Genomic DNA, 16,586 nt, shown 5'->3' on the forward strand with positions numbered 1-16,586 from the left:
ACAACGGAAACAATCATTCTAGATATTGGCACGGAGTGGAATTCGCCACCATGCCGAATACCCGGAACATCGGGTCAGCGCAGCTAAAAAACGGCGCTCAAAACGGAACCTGATCGGTGGGATAGCGCCAGAAATCCCGCAAGAGATAGCTCACCGGAAGATTGAGCGCGCGGTTGGACGGCGGTATGGGCTGGGCGAACCACTTGTCGTAGATGGGATAGATCTCGCGGCTGGTGATCAGCCGGCGCATCTCGTCGTCCACCACCTTCTTGAACGCAGGGTCGTTCTTGGGCAGCATGATCGCCAGGGGCTCGGTGGTGATGAACTTGCCGACCACCTTCAAGGCGGCCGGATTGGGGCGGTTGGACGCCAGGCCGTAGAGCAGCACGTCGTCCATCGCGAAGGCATCGGCCTCGCCCTTTTCCACCATCTCGACGGCCCGGGCGTGGTCCGGGGCTTCGACGATGTTGATCTGCAGGAGCCGCTCGCGGTTGATCTGCTGGACCGCCTTCAAGGGCGTGGTGCCCTTGGTGGACACGAGCTTCTTGCCGCTGAGGTCTTCGATGCGGTCCACGTTGCTCTGGGCCGGCACCAGCAGACGGGCGCCGGTGATGAAGTGGGGCACGGTGAACGCCACGACCTGGCGGCGTTCGGCATTGTTGGTGGTGGAGCCGCACTCCATGTCGGCGCGGCCTTTCTCGATGGTCTCCATGCGGTTGGCCGAGGTGACCGGCACGAATTCCACTTCCATGTCCTTGCGGCCGGTCTTCTTGCGCACGACCTCGGCGATCCGCTGGCACAGCTCCACCGCGTAGCCCAAGGGCTTGCCGGCGTCCACATAGGAAAAGGGCACCGAGGACTCCCGGTAGGCCAGCACCAGCTTGCCGCCGACGGTGACCCGCTCCAGTACCCCCTGCGCGGAGACAGCCATGCCCCAGCACAAGGCGGCAACGCCCCATACGGCCTTCCAATGGAATGTTTTCATGGCTTGTCTCAAAGTTCGTAAGTTCTAACCTGAGCAAACACCGTGCCAGGCCGGGCCTCTCTGTTGGGCAAAGGCTTGTGCACTTCGCTCCGGACGCCGGGACGGAATGTACGTCCCGTCACACGGTCTTTCCAATGCCAAATGCACGGTGGAATATGCATTTGACACATAACCTGACCCTGCGGTCAAAGGGGCTTGTCCGTACTGTGGGCCTGCAGGTAGGTCCACAACGACTGGGCGATGCCCTTGGAGGGTTCCTTGCCGGACGGCTTTTCGCGGTAGGCCCGCACTTCCATCGCCATCTGCAGGTCCTCCACGCCCGGGGGCGCCGCACTGACCAGGCGGCGCGAGCGCAGTTCCTTCTTGACCGCGCTGTGCGGCAGGAAGGCCACCCCGTGCCCCTCGACCGCCATCGCTTTCAGTCCCTCGGCCATGTCGGTTTCATAGACGCGGTCCAGGTGGATGGCCGTGCCCGACTGCTTGAGGATCAAATCCGTCACGCGGCCCAGATAGGCCCCGGGTGCATACCCCAGGTAGGGCAGCGGCTCGCCCGCGCGGCCCGGCAGGCTGAACAGCGGCTGGCCGTCGGCATTGGCGCGCGAATAGGGCGAGAGGATTTCCTGGCCCAGGGTCACCATTTCGTAGCGGTCGGCGTCGAGCTGGAAGGGCTGCGAGGGATGGTGGTAGGCGATCAGCAGGTCGCACCCCCCCTCTACCAGGCGCAGCACGGCATCGTGCACGTTGAGCGCGATGAGGCGGCTCTTGACCGGCCCGAAACGCTCGCGCAGGCTCGACAGCCAGGCGGGAAAGAACGTGAAGGCCAGCGTGTGCGGCACTGCGAATTCGATCATGTCCTTGCCGGCGCTGGTGTGGGCCCGCAGCATGGCGCGGGTGTTCTGCATGGCCTGCAGCATCTCCAGCGCTTCCTCGTAGAGCGTCTTGCCCGCGGGCGTGAGCCGGGTCGGGTAGGAGCTGCGGTCCACCAGATCGGTGCCGGCCCAGGCCTCCAGCGCCTGGATGCGGCGCGAGAACGCCGGCTGGGTCACGTGGCGCAATTGCGCTGAACGGCTGAAGCTGCGCGTTTCCGCGAGGCTGACGAAATCCTCGAGCCACTTGGTTTCCATGGCGCGCATTATCGGGGGCCGCGCGTGCCTGCGGCGCAAGGCCCCTTGGGGAAACCCTGCACCGGACCCTGCCACGTTTGCTTGCAAAATGGCTTCGGCGCTCCGAGCGCCGCCCCGTCCGGGCCCCTGGCGCACAAGGCCGGCGGGCAGAGTGACCCGCATCGCCACGTTGTCCGTTCTCTCGACCCTCTGCCTCCCATGTCCTCATTTCCCCCGTCCGGGCCCGCGCCCCACGACGCGGCACGGCCTGCCGCACCGCCCGACGACGCTCCCCGCTCCCTGCGCATCGAAGACTGGCTCACCGTCATCGTGATGGCGGCGCTGGCCCTCATCACCTTCGCCAATGTGCTGGTGCGCTACTTCACCAACTCCTCCTTCGCCTGGACCGAGGAGATCTCGGTCTTCCTCATGATCGTCCTGGCGCTGGTGGCGGGCTCCGCCGCGGTCGCGCGCGACCAGCACATCCGCATCGAATGGTTCGCCGAGGGCGGCTCGGCCGCGCGCCGTCACGTGCTGGCCCGCTTCGGTGCACTGATGGTGGCGCTGCTGTTCGGCGCGATCGCCGTGCTGAGCGTGCGGGTGGTGTGGGACGACTACCGCTTCGGCGAGACCTCCCCCGGCATCGGCGTGCCGCAGTGGTGGTACTCGGTGTGGCTGCCGCTGCTGTCCGCACTGATCACCTGGCGGGCGGTGGGGCTGTTCATCCGCCGGGGCCGCACGGCCTCCCCGGCGGGCCGGCAGGACACCTCCGCATGATCGCGACCCTGCTGTTCGTGGCGTTCCTCGCCATGATGTTCGTGGGCGTGCCCATCGGCGCCGCGCTGGGGCTGGCGGGGGTGGCGGCCATTGCCCTGGCCAATGCCGACAGCCAATGGTTCGGCCTGCTGGCCGTGCCCCAGAACTTCTATGCCGGCCTGGGCAAGTACCCGCTGCTGGCCATCCCCATGTTCGTGCTCGTGGGCTCGATCTTCGACCGCTCCGGCGTGGCGCTTCGGCTCGTGAACTTCGCCGTGTCCATCGTGGGCCGCGGCCCGGGCATGCTGCCCCTGGTGGCCATCGCCGTGGCGATGTTCCTGGGCGGCATCTCCGGCTCGGGCCCGGCCAATGCGGCCGCGGTGGGTGGCGTGATGATCGCGGCCATGTCGCGGGCGGGCTATCCGGGCTCGTTCTCCGCCAGCGTGGTGGGCGCCGCGGCGGCCACCGACATCCTGATCCCGCCCTCCGTCGCGTTCATCATCTATTCGGTGCTGGTGCCGGGCGCCTCCGTGCCCGCGCTGTTCGCGGCCGGCATGATTCCCGGCGTGCTCGCCGGCATCGCGCTGATCGTGCCCGCGGTATGGCTGGCCCGCCGGCACAAGATGGGCGCGCTCGAATCCTCCATGCCACGCCCGCCGTTCTGGCGCAGCCTGCGCGAAGCCTCCTGGGGCCTGGCCGCGCCGGTGCTGATCCTGGGCGGCATGCGGGCGGGTTGGTTCACCCCCACCGAGGCGGCCGTGGTGGCGGTGTTCTACGGCCTGTTCGTGGGCATGTGCATCCACCGGACCATCCGGGTGCGCGACCTGTTTCCCATCCTGCGCGAGGCGGGCGAGCTCTCGGCCGTGATCCTGCTGGTGGTGTCGCTGGCCGGCATCTTCGCGTTCTCGCTGTCCACGCTGGGCGTGATCGATCCGGTGGCCAAGGCCATCGTGAACTCGGGCCTGGGCGAATACGGCGTGATGGCGCTGCTGATCCTGCTGCTCATCACGGTGGGCATGTTCCTCGACGGCATCTCGATCTTCCTGATCTTCGTGCCGCTACTGCTGCCCATCATGCAGCACTACCAGTGGGACCCGGTGTGGTTCGGCGTCATCCTCACGCTCAAGGTCGCCCTGGGCCAGTTCACGCCGCCGCTGGCCGTGAACCTCATGGTGTCGTGCCGCATCGCCGGCGTGCGCATGGAGTCCACCGTGCGCTGGGTGGGGCCGATGCTGCTGGCGATGTTCATCGTCATGGTGCTGGTCATTGCCTTCCCGCAACTGGCGCTGTGGCTGCCCGCCCGCCTGGGCTACTGACCTCATCGACCCCACCGCCCCCTTTTCACCGAGAACCAGGAGACTGAAACCATGAAACTGCGCACCTTCCTCACCAGCGCCGTCGCTGCCGCCGCCGCACTGGCCTTCGCCACGCCGGCCCTGGCGCAAAACTACAAGAGCGAATACCGCATGTCGCTGGTGCTGGGCACCGCCTTCCCCTGGGGCAAGGGCGGCGAACTGTGGGCCAGCAAGGTCCGCGAACGCACGCAGGGCCGCATCAACATCAAGCTGTACCCCGGCGTTTCGCTGATCCAGGGCGACCAGACGCGCGAGTTCAGCGCGCTGCGCCAAGGCGTGATCGACATGGCCGTGGGCTCCACCATCAACTGGTCGCCCCAGGTCAAGCCGCTCAACCTGTTCTCGCTGCCCTTCCTGTTTCCAGACTACGCCGCCGTGGATGCGGTGACGCAAGGCGAGGTGGGCAAGAGCATCTTCCAGACGCTGGACAAGGCCGGCGTGGTGCCGCTGGCCTGGGGCGAGAACGGCTACCGTGAAATCTCCAACTCCAAGCGCCCCATCAAGAGCCCCGAGGACCTCAAGGGCCTGAAGATCCGCGTGGTCGGCTCGCCGCTGTTCCTGGACACCTTCTCCGCACTGGGCGCCAACCCCACCCAGATGAGCTGGGCCGACGCCCAGCCCGCCATGGCCAGCAGCGCCGTGGACGGGCAGGAGAACCCGGTGTCGGTCTACATGGCCGCCAAGCTCTACACCGTGGCGCAGAAATACATGACCCTGTGGGGCTACATGAACGACCCGCTGATCTTCGTGGTCAACAAGGACATCTGGAATTCCTGGACGCCTGCCGACCGCGAAATCGTCAAGCAGGCCGCCATCGACGCCGGCAAGGAACAGATCGCCATCGCGCGCAAGGGCATGGTCGAGGCCGACAAGCCCCTGCTCAAGGAAATCGCCAGCCACGGGGTGACGGTGACCCAGCTCAGCCCCGCCGAACGCACCGCCTTCGCCAAGGCCACGCGCCCGGTGTTCGACAAGTGGAAGGGCCAGATCGGCGCGGACCTGGTGGACCAGGCCGAGAAGGCGATCGCCGCGCGCAAGCCCTGAAGGGCCGGGTCGGCCTGCGGACCGGCGCCCGCGCACGAGGGTGCGTTGCGGCGCCCCGTCAGCCGGCCTCTCCGCTTTGCTGCAGCGCCCACATGCTGGCGTAGCGGCCGCCCTGCTCCAGGAGCGCGGCATGGGTGCCGCGCTCGATGATGCGGCCGGCTTCCATCACCAGAATCTCGTGCGCATCCACCACCGTGGAGAGGCGGTGCGCGATCACCAGGGCCGTCTTGTTGCGCGCCGCGCTTTTCAGTTCGGCCTGGATGGCCCGCTCATTGGCGGAATCGAGCGCGGAGGTGGCTTCGTCGAAGATCAGGATCGGCGGGTTCTTCAGCAGCGTGCGGGCGATCGCCACCCGCTGCTTCTCGCCGCCCGAGAGCTTGAGGCCGCGCTCGCCCACCTGCGTGGCGTAACCCAGCGGCGTGGCGGCGATGAAGCCGTGGATGCGCGCGGCCTGGGCGGCAGCTTCCACGGCATCCTGGCCCGCGCCCGGGTGGCCGTAGGCGATGTTGTAGGCGATGGTGTCGTTGAACAGCACGGTGTCCTGCGGCACGATGCCGATGGCGCGCCGCAGGCTGTCCTGTGTCACGGCCCGGATGTCCTGCCCGGCCACCGTGATGCGGCCCGACTGGATGTCGTAGAAGCGAAAGAGCAAACGCGCCAGCGTGGACTTGCCCGAGCCCGAGGGCCCCACCACCGCCACCGTCTTGCCGGCGGGAATCTCGAAGCTGATGCCGTGCAGGATGGGCCGCGCGCTGCCCGCACGGCTTTCGTAGGCGAAGTGCACGTCTTCGAAGCGCACAGCCGGGTGCTCCAGGTGGACCAGCGGCTGGGCGCCGGGCGCATCGGCCACCTCGCGCTCCTTGTCCATCAGGGTGAACATCTTGTCGAGATCGGTCAGGCTCTGCTTGATCTCGCGGTAGATCACGCCCAGAAAGTTGAGCGGGATGTAGAGCTGGATCATGAAGGCGTTCACCATGACCAGATCACCCAGCGTCATGCGGCCATCGGCCACGCCTTGCGCGGCGCGCCACAGCATGGCCACCAGGCCGGTGGCGATGATGAGCTGCTGCCCGGTGTTCAGCAGCGACAGCGAGGTCTGGCTCTTGAGGCGCGCATGGCGCAGCCGCTGCAGGCTTTCGTCGTAGCGCTGGGCTTCGAACGCCTCGTTGTTGAAGTACTTGACGGTCTCGTAGTTCAGCAGCGAGTCCACCGCCTTCGCGTGCGCGGCCGAGTCGAACTCGTTGGCCTGCCGGCGGAATTTCGTGCGCCATTCGGTCAGCAGCACGGTGAACGCGATGTACAGGCCCAGGGCGCCCAGCGTGATCCAGGCGAACCACGCGTCGAACTTGACGGCCAGCACGGAGAGCACCAGGAACACCTCGATCAGGGTGGCGCCGATGTTGAACAGCGTGAACGAGATCAGCGATTCGATGCCGCGCACGCCGCGTTCGATGTCGCGCGTCATGCCGCCCGTCTGCCGCTCCAGGTGAAAGCGCAGGCTCAAGGCATGCAGGTGCTCGAACGTCTGCAGCGCGATGCTGCGGGCGGCGCCCTGCGTGGCCTTGGCGAAGACCAGTTCCCGCAGTTCGGTCAGGATGGAGGTGGACAGGCGCAGCCCGCCATAGGCCAGCAGCAAGGCGATGGGCACGACCACCACCGCGGCAGGGTCGCCCGGGGCGATCGACATGGCATCGATCAACTGCTTGAGTAGCAGCGGCACCCCGACGTTGGCCACCTTGGCCCCCACGACGAAGACCAGCGCCGCGATCACCCGCCACTTGTATTGCCAGAGATAGGGAACGAGCCGGCCGAGCGTGGCCCAGTCGGTGCGGGAGCCGGCGCCGGAGCGCGAGGCGAGAGGGGATGGGGATTCGCCGTGGGGGCGCATGAAGGACAATTCCGGTTGTTGTTTTACCGAGATTGTGCCCATGACCGCCCTTACCAGCGCTGCGTTGACCGAACTGCCCACCGACAAGGAGCTGGTGCTCAAGGTGATTCCGATGCCGGCCGACTGCAACGCCAACGGCGACATCTTCGGCGGCTGGGTCATGGCCCAGGTCGACCTGGCGGGATCGGTGCTGCCGGCGCGCTACGTGCAGGGCCGCATGGCCACCGTGGCGGTGAACGAATTCGTGTTCAAGCAGCCCGTTCGCGTGGGGGACATCCTGTCGTTCTTCTCGGCGGTCACGCGCACTGGACGCACCTCGGTCACGGTGGAGGTCGAGGTGTATGCAGAGCGCTTTTCAGCGCAGGGCCGGTATGTGAAGGTCACGGAAGCGCGGCTGACCTATGTGGCCATCGATGCCGCAGGCAGGCCCCGCCCGCTGCCGGCCACTGCTATGCCCGAAAGCGGCACGGCAGGCTGAGAACATGCAGTGAGAACCCCGGCGCGAAACGCCTGGCCTGCCACGGGCCGTACGTGGCAGGTCTGTGACGTGCGCCCTCGGCGCACGCCGGGGTGGGTCGCAATGCCCGCCGAGGCTCAGGCCGCGGCGAGTGCAGGCGCTTCGTTGCGCGCGTTGGCGGTGTTGTTGTTCACCGCATTGGCACGGGGAGCGGGGCCCGATGTGCCGGCAAAGATTTCGCCGGCCAGCTGGCCGCCCTCTTCGATCACCACCTTGCCGTAGCGGATCTTGCCGGTCACCTTGCCGGTGCTGTAGATCACGAGCTTTTCGCGCACGGTGAGCGTGCCGTCGAACTCGCCGTGGATCTCGGCGATGTCGATTTCGGCGGAGCCGCGGAAGGCGCCCTGCTCAGCGATGTGGATCACGCGGGAGTCCATCGTGGCCTCCACCGTGCCTTCGACCACGAGCGTGTCGCAATCGGTGATCTCCACCCCTTTGAGCTTGATGTTCGGGCCCACCGTCAGCTTGCTGCCCACGCCGTCGGAAACGGCACTGCCAGGCGCCGTGCCGGTGGATACCGGCTTGGCGGAAGAAGGGGCCGTGGTCGTGGCACTGTTGCCACCGGGCACCACGGTGGTCGCACCACCGAGGACGGAAGAAGGTTGGCGAGGCTGGAATGCGTCGGGTTCACGCTTGCCGAAGAAGGGGTTTTGCACGGCCATCAGATCTCCTTGAAAAAGAGCCATGCTAGAAGCGACGTTCCGCGAAAACTCCCCGCGTTACGCAAGAACGGTAACCAAACCATTCGATCGTTGCATGCACTTGCATGCTTTGCAGCGACATACATCGCCGCGATCGCGCGCAGGCCGAGGCTACGAAACGATGTAGGCCGCAGCGCCTGCCGACATCAGGGTGCCATCGGGGCCGAAAAACTCCATGCGCGTGCTGGCCACGCGGGAGCCCAGCCGCAGCACTTCGGCCCGCAGGGTGAAGTGGCTCCCGATGCCTGGCCGCAGATAGTCGATGCGCAGGTCGATGGTGCCCAGCTTGCCGAAGCGGTGCAGGCGCTGCGCGGGCGGCTCGTCCATGTGGCGGGCGCCGATGGCCGCCATCACGGCGAGCCCCCCCATGGCATCCAGCCCCGCGCTGATGACGCCGCCGTGCACGCGGTTGTAGGCGTAGTGCCCCACCAGCTCGGGCTTCATCTCGATGCGCGCCTCGACATGTGCGGCTCCCAGGTGCGTCACCTTGAGACCGAGCAACTGGTTGAAGACGATGCGCTGCTCGAAGATGTCCTTCAAACCATCGATGAACTCGGCCTCGAACGGAGAGGGCTGGGCGGAATCAGGGGGTGGAGTCATCGAGGAAGGGGCAAGGGTTCAGGGCTGAAAGCCCGAATGGCGGACCACCGGCGCCCATTGCGCCTTGTAGGCCGTCAGCATTTTGGCGGTCTGGTCGCGCGAGCTGACCACGGGCACCATGTCGGCCGCCACGAAGCGGGCCTGCAGGGCCGGGTCCGCCATGACCTGGGTCACCGTGTCGGCGATGCGCCGGGCCCGGGCCGGCGGCAGCCACGCAGGCGCATAGAGCACGTTCCACCCGAGGGCGGACAGGCCCAGCCCCGCCTCCTTGAAGGTGGGCACCGTCGGCAGCGTGGGAGACCGCTGATCGCCCGACACCGCCAGAATGCGCAGTTTGCCGGCCTTGTGCAGGGGCTCCAGCGCATCCAGTGTGTCCACGGCGATGGGCACGTGGCCGCCCATCAGATCGTTGAGCAGCGGCGCGGAACCCCGATACCCCACGACGGGCAGTTGCAGGGAGAGCTTCTCGGCCAGCATCAGGGCAAAGAAATGCGGCAGACTGCCGGTGGCCGGCACGCCGGCGGCCAGCTTGTCCTGATTGGCCAGCATCCAGGCGTGCAGGTGGGCGAACTCCTTGACCGGCACGGCCGTGGACACGGCCAGGCCGAACTGGTAGCTCGTGATCTGGGACAGGGCCACATAGTCCTTGTCGGGGTCGTAGCCGTTGTCCTTGAAGACCAGCGGCGCCACCAGCATGGTGGCCGGGTTGGCCAGCACGACCTGGTTCTGGCCGGAGCTGTCGCGGTGCAACTGCTGGACGGCCAGCCGCCCCCCCGCGCCCACGCGGTTTTCCACCACCACCGGCACCGCCAGCCGGGGCCCGAGGGCATCGGCCAGCAGGCGCGCGGCCCGGTCGGATGCTCCACCGGCTGCATACGGCACCACGACCTTGAGGATGCCCCCTTCCAGTGGCACGGGCGCCGAAGCGGTCGTCCCCTGAGCCAGGGCCGACGCCCCCAGGGCCCCGCAGGCAAGCGATGCGCCCCATTGCACAAAGGCGCGGCGCGAAGGCGCACGGGGAGCAGCGAATGGCGACGGTGGTTTGGCAGCAGTCATGGCACGGTCCGGCAGGGGGTTGATGGATGAGCAGCAATGTACTGCCAGATTCATGCCACCGGCATCTATCGTTATGCCCGGTTTCCAGGCAAAACGCCAGGCCCACGCCCCCCGCAGATGCGGTCACACCGCGCTGAAATCCGGCCGGCGTTTCTCGACGAAAGCGCTGAACGCCTCGCGTGCAGCAGGCTCCTGCAGCATGCGGCCGAAGCTCGCGCCTTCCTCGGCCATGCGCTCCAGCACGGCGGCTGTCTGGCCCTGCTTCATGAGGCGCTTGGTCTCGATGAGCGCGGAAAGCGGCTTGGCCGCCAGCTTGCGCGCCTGGGTCTGGGCCACCATGTTGCACTCGGTGGGCGGCACCACGCGGTTGACCAACCCCACCTCCAGCGCCGCCTCGGCCAGGAAGGGCTCGCCCAGCAGCAGCGCCTCGGCCGCGCGGTGGTAGCCCATCATCTGAGGCACGAGCAGGCTGGACGCGGCCTCCGGGCACAGCCCCAGGTTGACGAACGGCATGGAGAACGCGGCGTTGTCACCCGCATAGACCAGATCGCAGTGAAAGAGCATGGTGGTGCCGATGCCCACGGCCGGGCCGCAGACCGCAGCCACCACCGGCTTCGGAAACGTGGCGATGCCGCGCAGGAAGCGGAACACCGGCGAATCCTGCGTGGATGGCGGCTTGTTCAGGAAGTCGCCGATGTCGTTGCCGGCGCTGAAAATGGCCACATCGCCCTGCAGCACGACCACGCGCACCGCGCTGTCGGCCGCGGCGGACTCCAGCGCATCCGCCAGCGCGGCGTACATCGCGGTGGTGATGGAGTTCTTTTTCTCCACGCGGTTGAAGGTGATGGTGGCCACGCCGGATTCGGTGTGAACGAGGATGTCCTGGGTCGGGGTATCGGTCATGGGAAAGCTCCTGCCATGGAAGGTCGTGGGCGGGGAAAGCGAACGGGGCGCCAGGGGGCGCCTCATTCCTTGTAATAAACGATCTGGTGGCTGCTGGCCAGCATGGTGCCGGCATCGTTCCACAACTGGGCCGTCTGGTCGAAAAAGCCGTTGCGGAATTCTTGCGCACGCGCCTGGCCCAGCAAAAAACCTGTGCCCGTGGCGGCCAGCTGCTCCCGCCCCGCATGGAAATACACCGTGAGGGACACCGTGCCTGCCGGCACCCGGTGCGCACGGCGCAGCCAGACCCGCGGAAAGAACACGTCGGCCAGCGCCGCCAGCGCGCAGAAGTCGAGCGGGCGGGCGGGCGCATCGCGCATCCACAGCTGCGAGAGGCTGCTGTCGCCGTTGCCGTCCCAGCGCTGCGGCAAGGCCCCGGCCACCGGCCGCAGGTCGTAGCGGTCGAGCCAGGCCACGCCCAGCCCTTTGGCCAGCGGCTCCAGGGTGTCGGGGCCGGGCGCTGTCGGCATGGGGGTGTCGGCCAGGCTCCAGGTTTCGCGGCGGGCGGCGGTCACGGCGGTGCCCGTGGTGGTCGTGACCCACTCGCCGTCGGCGCCGGGCTGCACGATGGACAGCGTCCAGTGCTGCGTGGACCGGTTGGTGCGCACCGGCGTGGCCTGCACCGTGAAGGGGCCCTGCGCCACCGCACCGGCGTAATTGACGGTGAGCGACAGCGGCTCGCCCAGGCGGTCGGGGTGCTGCAGCACGGCCTGCAGCAGCACCGCGGCCGTCGCGCCGCCGAAAGGGCCGACCATGTTCCAGTAGGCGGGCGTGGTCCGGCCGGTGTACCGGTGGGCGCCGGCCGGCTCCAGGGCCAGCGCGTCGTCCAGGGGATGGAGATCGAGGGTCATGGTGTGCGAGTGTGCCGTGATTGCTTTCTCCGTCCCGTCGTGCCGGCGACTGCCTGAACCCGGATGCCGGGGCGCGCAATGCGCCCCGACCTCAGACGCGCTCGAAAATGCCCGCAGCGCCCTGCCCCATGCCCACGCACATGGTCACCATGCCGTACTTGAGGTTCTTGCGGCGCAGCGCATGCACCACCGTGGCAGCGCGGATGGCGCCCGTGGCGCCCAGCGGGTGGCCCAGGGCGATGGCGCCACCCATGGGATTGACCTTGGAAGGGTCCAGGCCCAGTTGGCGCACGACCGCCAGCGACTGCGCGGCGAAGGCTTCGTTCAGCTCGAACCAGTCGATGTCTTCGTGCTTGAGGCCCGCATAGCGCAGCGCGGCCGGAATGGCCTCGATGGGGCCGATGCCCATGATGCTGGGTGGCACGCCCTTGCTGGCGAAGCTCACGAAGCGGGCCAACGGCGTGAGGCCGAAACGCTTCACGGCTGCCTCGCTCGCCAGGATCAGCGCGCCCGCGCCGTCGCTGGTCTGCGAGCTGTTGCCGGCGGTGACGGAGCCCCGCGCGGCGAACACCGTCTTGAGCTTGGCGAGGCCTTCCAGGCTGGTGTCGGGCCGTGCGCCTTCGTCCAGCGCCACGGTGCGGGTCTTGGCGATGCTCTCGCCCGTCTCCAGGTCCGCCGTGCGGTCGGTCACCTCGATGGGCGTGATCTCGTCGGTGAACTCGCCGGCCTGCTGCGCGGCCAGCGCCTTCTGGTGCGACTGCAGCGCGAAGGCGTCCTGGTCCTCGCGCGACACCTTCCACTGCTGCGCCACCTTCTCGGCCGTGAGGCCCATGCCGTAGGCGATGCCCACGTCGCCGTCCTTGGCGAAGATGCTGGGCGACAGCGAGGGCGTGTTGCCCATCATGGGCACCATGCTCATGCTTTCCACGCCGGCGGCGATCATCACGTCGGCCTCGCCCACGCGGATGCGGTCGGCCGCCATCTGCACGGCCGACAGGCCCGAGGCGCAGAAGCGGTTCACGGTGATGCCGCCCACGCTGGTGGGCAGCCCCGCCAGCACCGCGCCGATGCGCGCCACGTTCAGCCCCTGGGCGCCTTCCGGAATCGCGCAGCCGCAGATGATGTCTTCGATGGAGGCCGGGTCCAGCCCGGGCACCTGGGCCAGGGCCGCCTTGAGGGTGGTCGCCAGCAGATCGTCGGGGCGGGTGTTGCGGAAGAAGCCGCGGTGCGACTTGCCGATGGGCGTGCGCGTGGCGGCGACGATGTAGGCGTCCTGCATTTGTTTTGCCATGGAGAAGGCTCCTTCAATCGATCAATCGATCGGTCAGTCAATCAGTCAGTTACTTGGCGGGGCGGCTGGACGGAATCCAGGCCCACGTGAATTCGCATTCCACCGGCTCGATGCCGGCCTCGTCCGTCACGGTGACCTGCACCTGCATCTCGCCCTTGTCGCTGTCCTGCATGGCCTGGCGCTGCGCGTCGGTCAGCACCGCCACCGCGCGCAAGGCGCCCGTGGCGCGCTTGCGAAAGGCCATCTTCAGGTCCTTGGCCAGCGGCAGGCAGTCGTCGCGCACGTTCAGGCCCATCGCCATGCCCGTGGCCGTCTCGGCCAGCAGGTTCATGGCCGAGGCGTGGATGCTGCCGACGTGATTGCGCACGCGGTGCTCGTTGGGCAGGCGCACTTCCACGCGGTTCGGCGACATCTCGATGAACTCCACCCGCGCCGTGCGGGTGAACGGCACGGCGCGGCGCAGCACCAGGTTGCGCACCCAGGGGCGCAGGAACTTCGGGAACTCGTCCACCTGTTCCAGCTGGAGCTGCATGCAGTTGGGCGGGAATGCGCCGGTGGAGGTCGTCATGCGGTCGTCCGATGGCACATCAGTTGCGCAGGGGCTTGCCGGTGTTCAGCATGCCCAGGATGCGCTCCTGCGTCTTGGGGTGCTGGATGAGCGCGCAGAAAGCCTTGCGCTCCAGCGCCATCAGGTATTCCTCGCTCACCAGCGTGCCGGCATCCACGTCGCCGCCGCACACGATCTCGGCGATCAGGGTGGCGATGTGCTGGTCGTGGTCGCTGATGAAGCCGCCGTCGCGCATGTTCACCAGCGAGCCGCGGATGGTGGCGATGCCGCTGCGGCCGGCCACGGGGAACAGGCGCTTGTTGGGCGCACGCCAGCCGCTGGCCGCCATCGCCTTGGCCTCGTTCAGGGCGACGAACAGCACCTCGTCCTTGTGCGGCACGACGATGTCGCTGTCCAGCAGGTAGCCGAGCTTCTTCGATTCCAGCGCGCTGGTGCCCACCTTGGCCATGGCCGCGGCGGTGAAGCCTTCGGTCAGGAAGGGCAGGATGTCCTTGCCCGTGGAGGCGGCGGCGTTCTCGGCCGCACGGCGCGCGATGTAGGTCAGGCCGCCAGCGCCCGGCACCAGGCCCACGCCCACTTCGACGAGGCCGATGTAGCTTTCCATGTGCGCCACGCGGCGGGCCGAATACACGGCCAGCTCGCAGCCGCCACCCAGTGCCATGCCGTGGATGGCGGACACCACCGGCACCTGCGCGTAGCGCAGGCGCAGCATGAGGTTCTGCAGCTCCTGCTCGACGATCTCGATGGCCGAGATGCCGGCCACGACGAAGGCCGGCATGGTGGCGGCCAGATCGGCGCCCACGCTGAACGGCGCGTCGCCGGACCAGATCACCAGGCCGTCGTATTCGCGCTCGGCGATGTCGATGGCTTCGACGAGGCCCTCCATCACATCGGGGCTGATCGCATGCATCTTGCTCTGGATGCTGGCGATCAGGATCCGGCGACCGGAGGAGCCTCCATCCTTGTCCAGCGTCCAGGTGCGCAGCGCATCGGACTCGGACACCGTGGTGCCGGCCGTGCGCCAGTCGGGCAGCGCCTCGCCCAGCAGCTTCTCGGGGAAGTGCTGGCGCTCGTACACGGGCAGCTGGCGGCGCGGGACGAACTTGGCGCGCGAAGCGCTCCACGATCCTTCGGCCGTGTGCACGCCGCCGGCCTCGGCCACCGGGCCCTTGAACACCCAGTCGGGCAGCGGCGCCTTGCTGAGCGCCTTGCCGGCGTCGATATCCTCCTGGATCATCTTCGCCACCTCCAGCCAGCCGGCTTCCTGCCACAGCTCGAAGGGGCCCTGCTTCATGCCGAAGCCCCAGCGCATGGCCTGGTCCACGTCGCGCGCGTTGTCGGCGATGGTGCCCAGATGCACGGCGGCGTAATGGAAGCTGTTGCGCAGGATGGCCCAGAGGAAGCGGCCCTGCGCCCCCTCGGTATGGCGCAGCAGCTTCAGGCGCTCGCCGGCAGGCTTCTTCAGCATGCGGGCATACACCTCGTCGGCCTTCTGGCCACCGGGCACGTATTCGCCGCTTTCCAGGTCGAAGCGCAGGATGTCGCGGCCCACCTTCTTGTAGAAGCCCGCCTTGGCCTTCTGGCCCAGGTTCTTCATCTCGATGAGTTTGTTCAGCACCTCGGGCGTGCCGAAGCTGCCGTAGAACGGATCAAACTGCGCAGCCCCTTTGGTAGCGTCTTCGCTCAGGTTGTCCTGCAGCGTCTTGATGACGTGGGCCATGGTGTCCAAGCCCACCACATCGGCGGTGCGGAAGGTGCCGCTGCTGGCGCGGCCCAGCTTCTTGCCCGTGAGGTCGTCCACCACGTCGTAGGTCAGTCCGAAGTTCTCCACTTCCTTCATCGTCGCCAGCATGCCGGCGATGCCGACGCGATTGGCGATGAAGTTGGGCGTGTCGTGCGCGCGCACCACGCCCTTGCCGAGGCCACTGGTCACGAAGGCTTCCAGCTGGTCGAGCACCTCGGGCCGGGTCGTCGGCGTGTCGATCAGTTCCACCAGCGTCATGTAGCGCGGCGGGTTGAAGAAGTGGATGCCGCAAAAGCGCGGCTTGATGGCGTCGGGCAGCGCCTCGCTCAGGCGCGTGATCGACAGGCCGGAGGTGTTCGAGGCCACGATGGCGCCGGGTGCGACGAAGGGCGCGATCTTCTTGTAGAGATCGAGCTTCCAGTCCATGCGCTCGGCGATCGCCTCGATGATGAGATCGCACCCGCGCAGCTGCTCCAGGTGCTCTTCATAATTGGCCTGGCCGATCAGCGCGGCATCTTCCGCCACGCCCAGCGGCGCGGGCTTGAGCTTCTTGAGCCCCTCGATGGCCTTGGTGACGATGCCGTTCTTCGGGCCTTCCTTGGCGGGCAGGTCGAACAGGACGACCGGCACCTTCACGTTGGCGAGGTGGGCGGCGATCTGCGCACCCATCACGCCCGCGCCGAGCACGGCGACTTTCTTCACTTGGAATCGGGACATGGTTGGTTTCTTTGGAATGGGTTACTGCATGCGCTGCCAGACCTGCGTGCGCCAGAACGGGCCGAGGTAGCCGCGCACCTCCAGCTTGGCGCCGCCGTCGATGGGCGTGAAGCTGGCGCGGTATTCCTTGCCGTTTTCGGGGTCGAGGATCTTGCCGCCCTCCCACACGTCCTTGCCTTCGGCCTTCTTGCCGCCCCGGATGATCTCCAGGCCGGCGATGGGCTGGCCCTTGCGGTCGTCCTGGCATTCGACGCAGACCGCATCGGCGGGCGTGTCCTTCTTCAGCGACTTCTCGATGCGGCCGGTGAGCGCGCCGCCCGTTTCGGCGATGCGGATCTCGGCCTTGGCCTCGCCCGTCTTGTCGTCGATGCTGCGCCACCCGCCCACGGGCGACATCTGGGCCCACGCGGGGGCGGCCATGGCCACACACAACATCGTTGCTAGCGCTTTATTCATAACGGCTCCAGT

Annotated in this window: 16 protein-coding genes; 4 read left to right on the plus strand and 12 right to left on the minus strand. The window is 67.6% G+C overall.

Annotation, left to right across the window (positions count from 1 at the left end):
• Positions 1-97 precede the first annotated feature (97 nt).
• The gene (locus R1Z03_RS16940) at positions 98-985 is read right to left on the minus strand and encodes an amino acid ABC transporter substrate-binding protein (RefSeq protein ID WP_317353104.1); all 888 of its coding nucleotides are present in this window, start codon (positions 983-985) and stop codon (positions 98-100) included.
• A gap of 185 nt (positions 986-1,170) precedes the next feature.
• Positions 1,171-2,109: a LysR substrate-binding domain-containing protein gene (locus R1Z03_RS16945; RefSeq protein ID WP_272565137.1), complete on the minus strand. Its 939-nt coding sequence runs from the start codon at positions 2,107-2,109 to the stop codon at positions 1,171-1,173.
• Between the two features lie 198 nt (positions 2,110-2,307).
• Between R1Z03_RS16945 and R1Z03_RS16950 the strand changes: the two genes are divergently transcribed.
• Genes R1Z03_RS16950 through R1Z03_RS16960 form a run of 3 tightly spaced genes read left to right on the plus strand, consistent with a single transcriptional unit; the run spans position 2,308 to position 5,243 of the window.
• Positions 2,308-2,865 (plus strand): TRAP transporter small permease, encoded by a 558-nt coding sequence (locus R1Z03_RS16950; protein ID WP_317353110.1) that lies wholly within the window; start codon positions 2,308-2,310, stop codon positions 2,863-2,865.
• A complete protein-coding gene (locus R1Z03_RS16955) occupies positions 2,862-4,160 on the plus strand; it encodes a TRAP transporter large permease (RefSeq protein ID WP_317353112.1) in 1,299 nt (432 codons plus the stop codon). Before R1Z03_RS16950 ends, R1Z03_RS16955 begins: the two co-directional genes overlap by 4 nt.
• Positions 4,161-4,211: 51 nt before the next feature.
• Positions 4,212-5,243 carry a DctP family TRAP transporter solute-binding subunit gene (locus R1Z03_RS16960; RefSeq protein ID WP_272565140.1) on the plus strand — a complete coding sequence of 344 codons (1,032 nt, stop codon included), beginning with the start codon at positions 4,212-4,214 and terminating at the stop codon, positions 5,241-5,243.
• A gap of 58 nt (positions 5,244-5,301) precedes the next feature.
• Here R1Z03_RS16960 and R1Z03_RS16965 read toward each other — a convergent pair whose 3' ends face one another.
• Complete coding sequence (locus R1Z03_RS16965; RefSeq protein ID WP_317353117.1) at positions 5,302-7,131, minus strand: ABC transporter ATP-binding protein/permease; 1,830 nt, start codon at positions 7,129-7,131, stop codon at positions 5,302-5,304.
• Between the two features lie 40 nt (positions 7,132-7,171).
• Between R1Z03_RS16965 and R1Z03_RS16970 the strand changes: the two genes are divergently transcribed.
• Positions 7,172-7,609 (plus strand): acyl-CoA thioesterase, encoded by a 438-nt coding sequence (locus tag R1Z03_RS16970; RefSeq protein ID WP_317353120.1) that lies wholly within the window; start codon positions 7,172-7,174, stop codon positions 7,607-7,609.
• 116 nt (positions 7,610-7,725) lie between these two features.
• On the opposite strand, the gene R1Z03_RS16975 is transcribed toward R1Z03_RS16970, so the two are convergent.
• From R1Z03_RS16975 to R1Z03_RS17015, 9 genes are all read right to left on the minus strand, one after another.
• Complete coding sequence (locus R1Z03_RS16975) at positions 7,726-8,310, minus strand: polymer-forming cytoskeletal protein (protein ID WP_284429736.1); 585 nt, start codon at positions 8,308-8,310, stop codon at positions 7,726-7,728.
• Positions 8,311-8,460: 150 nt separating this feature from the next.
• Positions 8,461-8,949 (minus strand): thioesterase family protein, encoded by a 489-nt coding sequence (locus R1Z03_RS16980; RefSeq protein ID WP_284398167.1) that lies wholly within the window; start codon positions 8,947-8,949, stop codon positions 8,461-8,463.
• 18 nt (positions 8,950-8,967) lie between these two features.
• Positions 8,968-9,864, minus strand: a complete 897-nt coding sequence (locus R1Z03_RS16985) for a tripartite tricarboxylate transporter substrate-binding protein (protein ID WP_284429735.1) — start codon at positions 9,862-9,864, stop codon at positions 8,968-8,970.
• A gap of 264 nt (positions 9,865-10,128) precedes the next feature.
• Positions 10,129-10,908: an enoyl-CoA hydratase gene (locus R1Z03_RS16990; RefSeq protein WP_317353124.1), complete on the minus strand. Its 780-nt coding sequence runs from the start codon at positions 10,906-10,908 to the stop codon at positions 10,129-10,131.
• Positions 10,909-10,970: 62 nt separating this feature from the next.
• Entirely contained in the window at positions 10,971-11,798 is an 828-nt protein-coding gene (locus R1Z03_RS16995) for a thioesterase family protein (RefSeq protein ID WP_317353127.1), read from the minus strand.
• A 91-nt stretch (positions 11,799-11,889) separates the two neighbouring features.
• The gene (locus R1Z03_RS17000) at positions 11,890-13,089 is read right to left on the minus strand and encodes an acetyl-CoA C-acyltransferase (protein WP_317353130.1); all 1,200 of its coding nucleotides are present in this window, start codon (positions 13,087-13,089) and stop codon (positions 11,890-11,892) included.
• 49 nt (positions 13,090-13,138) lie between these two features.
• Entirely contained in the window at positions 13,139-13,657 is a 519-nt protein-coding gene (locus R1Z03_RS17005) for a DUF4442 domain-containing protein (protein ID WP_317353132.1), read from the minus strand.
• A 19-nt stretch (positions 13,658-13,676) separates the two neighbouring features.
• Positions 13,677-16,118 carry a 3-hydroxyacyl-CoA dehydrogenase/enoyl-CoA hydratase family protein gene (locus tag R1Z03_RS17010; RefSeq protein WP_317353135.1) on the minus strand — a complete coding sequence of 814 codons (2,442 nt, stop codon included), beginning with the start codon at positions 16,116-16,118 and terminating at the stop codon, positions 13,677-13,679.
• Between the two features lie 21 nt (positions 16,119-16,139).
• Positions 16,140-16,574 carry a DUF2147 domain-containing protein gene (locus tag R1Z03_RS17015; protein ID WP_284429730.1) on the minus strand — a complete coding sequence of 145 codons (435 nt, stop codon included), beginning with the start codon at positions 16,572-16,574 and terminating at the stop codon, positions 16,140-16,142.
• Positions 16,575-16,586: the final 12 nt, after the last annotated feature.

This window comes from Acidovorax sp. BLS4, from assembly GCF_032929295.1.
Classification (GTDB): Bacteria; Pseudomonadota; Gammaproteobacteria; order Burkholderiales; family Burkholderiaceae_C; genus Paracidovorax.

Excerpts from the sequence above, each read along its gene's own strand:
- R1Z03_RS16965 (WP_317353117.1), bottom strand. The coding sequence starts at position 7,131 with ATGCGCCCCCACGGCGAATCCCCATCCCCTCTCGCCTCGCGCTCCGGC.
- R1Z03_RS17015 (WP_284429730.1), bottom strand. The coding sequence starts at position 16,574 with ATGAATAAAGCGCTAGCAACGATGTTGTGTGTGGCCATGGCCGCCCCC.
- R1Z03_RS16975 (WP_284429736.1), bottom strand. The coding sequence starts at position 8,310 with ATGGCCGTGCAAAACCCCTTCTTCGGCAAGCGTGAACCCGACGCATTC.
- R1Z03_RS16945 (WP_272565137.1), bottom strand. The coding sequence starts at position 2,109 with ATGGAAACCAAGTGGCTCGAGGATTTCGTCAGCCTCGCGGAAACGCGC.
- R1Z03_RS17005 (WP_317353132.1), bottom strand. The coding sequence starts at position 13,657 with ATGACGACCTCCACCGGCGCATTCCCGCCCAACTGCATGCAGCTCCAG.
- R1Z03_RS16960 (WP_272565140.1), top strand. The coding sequence starts at position 4,212 with ATGAAACTGCGCACCTTCCTCACCAGCGCCGTCGCTGCCGCCGCCGCA.
- R1Z03_RS16970 (WP_317353120.1), top strand. The coding sequence starts at position 7,172 with ATGACCGCCCTTACCAGCGCTGCGTTGACCGAACTGCCCACCGACAAG.
- R1Z03_RS16990 (WP_317353124.1), bottom strand. The coding sequence starts at position 10,908 with ATGACCGATACCCCGACCCAGGACATCCTCGTTCACACCGAATCCGGC.
- R1Z03_RS16980 (WP_284398167.1), bottom strand. The coding sequence starts at position 8,949 with ATGACTCCACCCCCTGATTCCGCCCAGCCCTCTCCGTTCGAGGCCGAG.
- R1Z03_RS16950 (WP_317353110.1), top strand. The coding sequence starts at position 2,308 with ATGTCCTCATTTCCCCCGTCCGGGCCCGCGCCCCACGACGCGGCACGG.
- R1Z03_RS17010 (WP_317353135.1), bottom strand. The coding sequence starts at position 16,118 with ATGTCCCGATTCCAAGTGAAGAAAGTCGCCGTGCTCGGCGCGGGCGTG.
- R1Z03_RS16940 (WP_317353104.1), bottom strand. The coding sequence starts at position 985 with ATGAAAACATTCCATTGGAAGGCCGTATGGGGCGTTGCCGCCTTGTGC.
- R1Z03_RS16995 (WP_317353127.1), bottom strand. The coding sequence starts at position 11,798 with ATGACCCTCGATCTCCATCCCCTGGACGACGCGCTGGCCCTGGAGCCG.
- R1Z03_RS16955 (WP_317353112.1), top strand. The coding sequence starts at position 2,862 with ATGATCGCGACCCTGCTGTTCGTGGCGTTCCTCGCCATGATGTTCGTG.
- R1Z03_RS17000 (WP_317353130.1), bottom strand. The coding sequence starts at position 13,089 with ATGGCAAAACAAATGCAGGACGCCTACATCGTCGCCGCCACGCGCACG.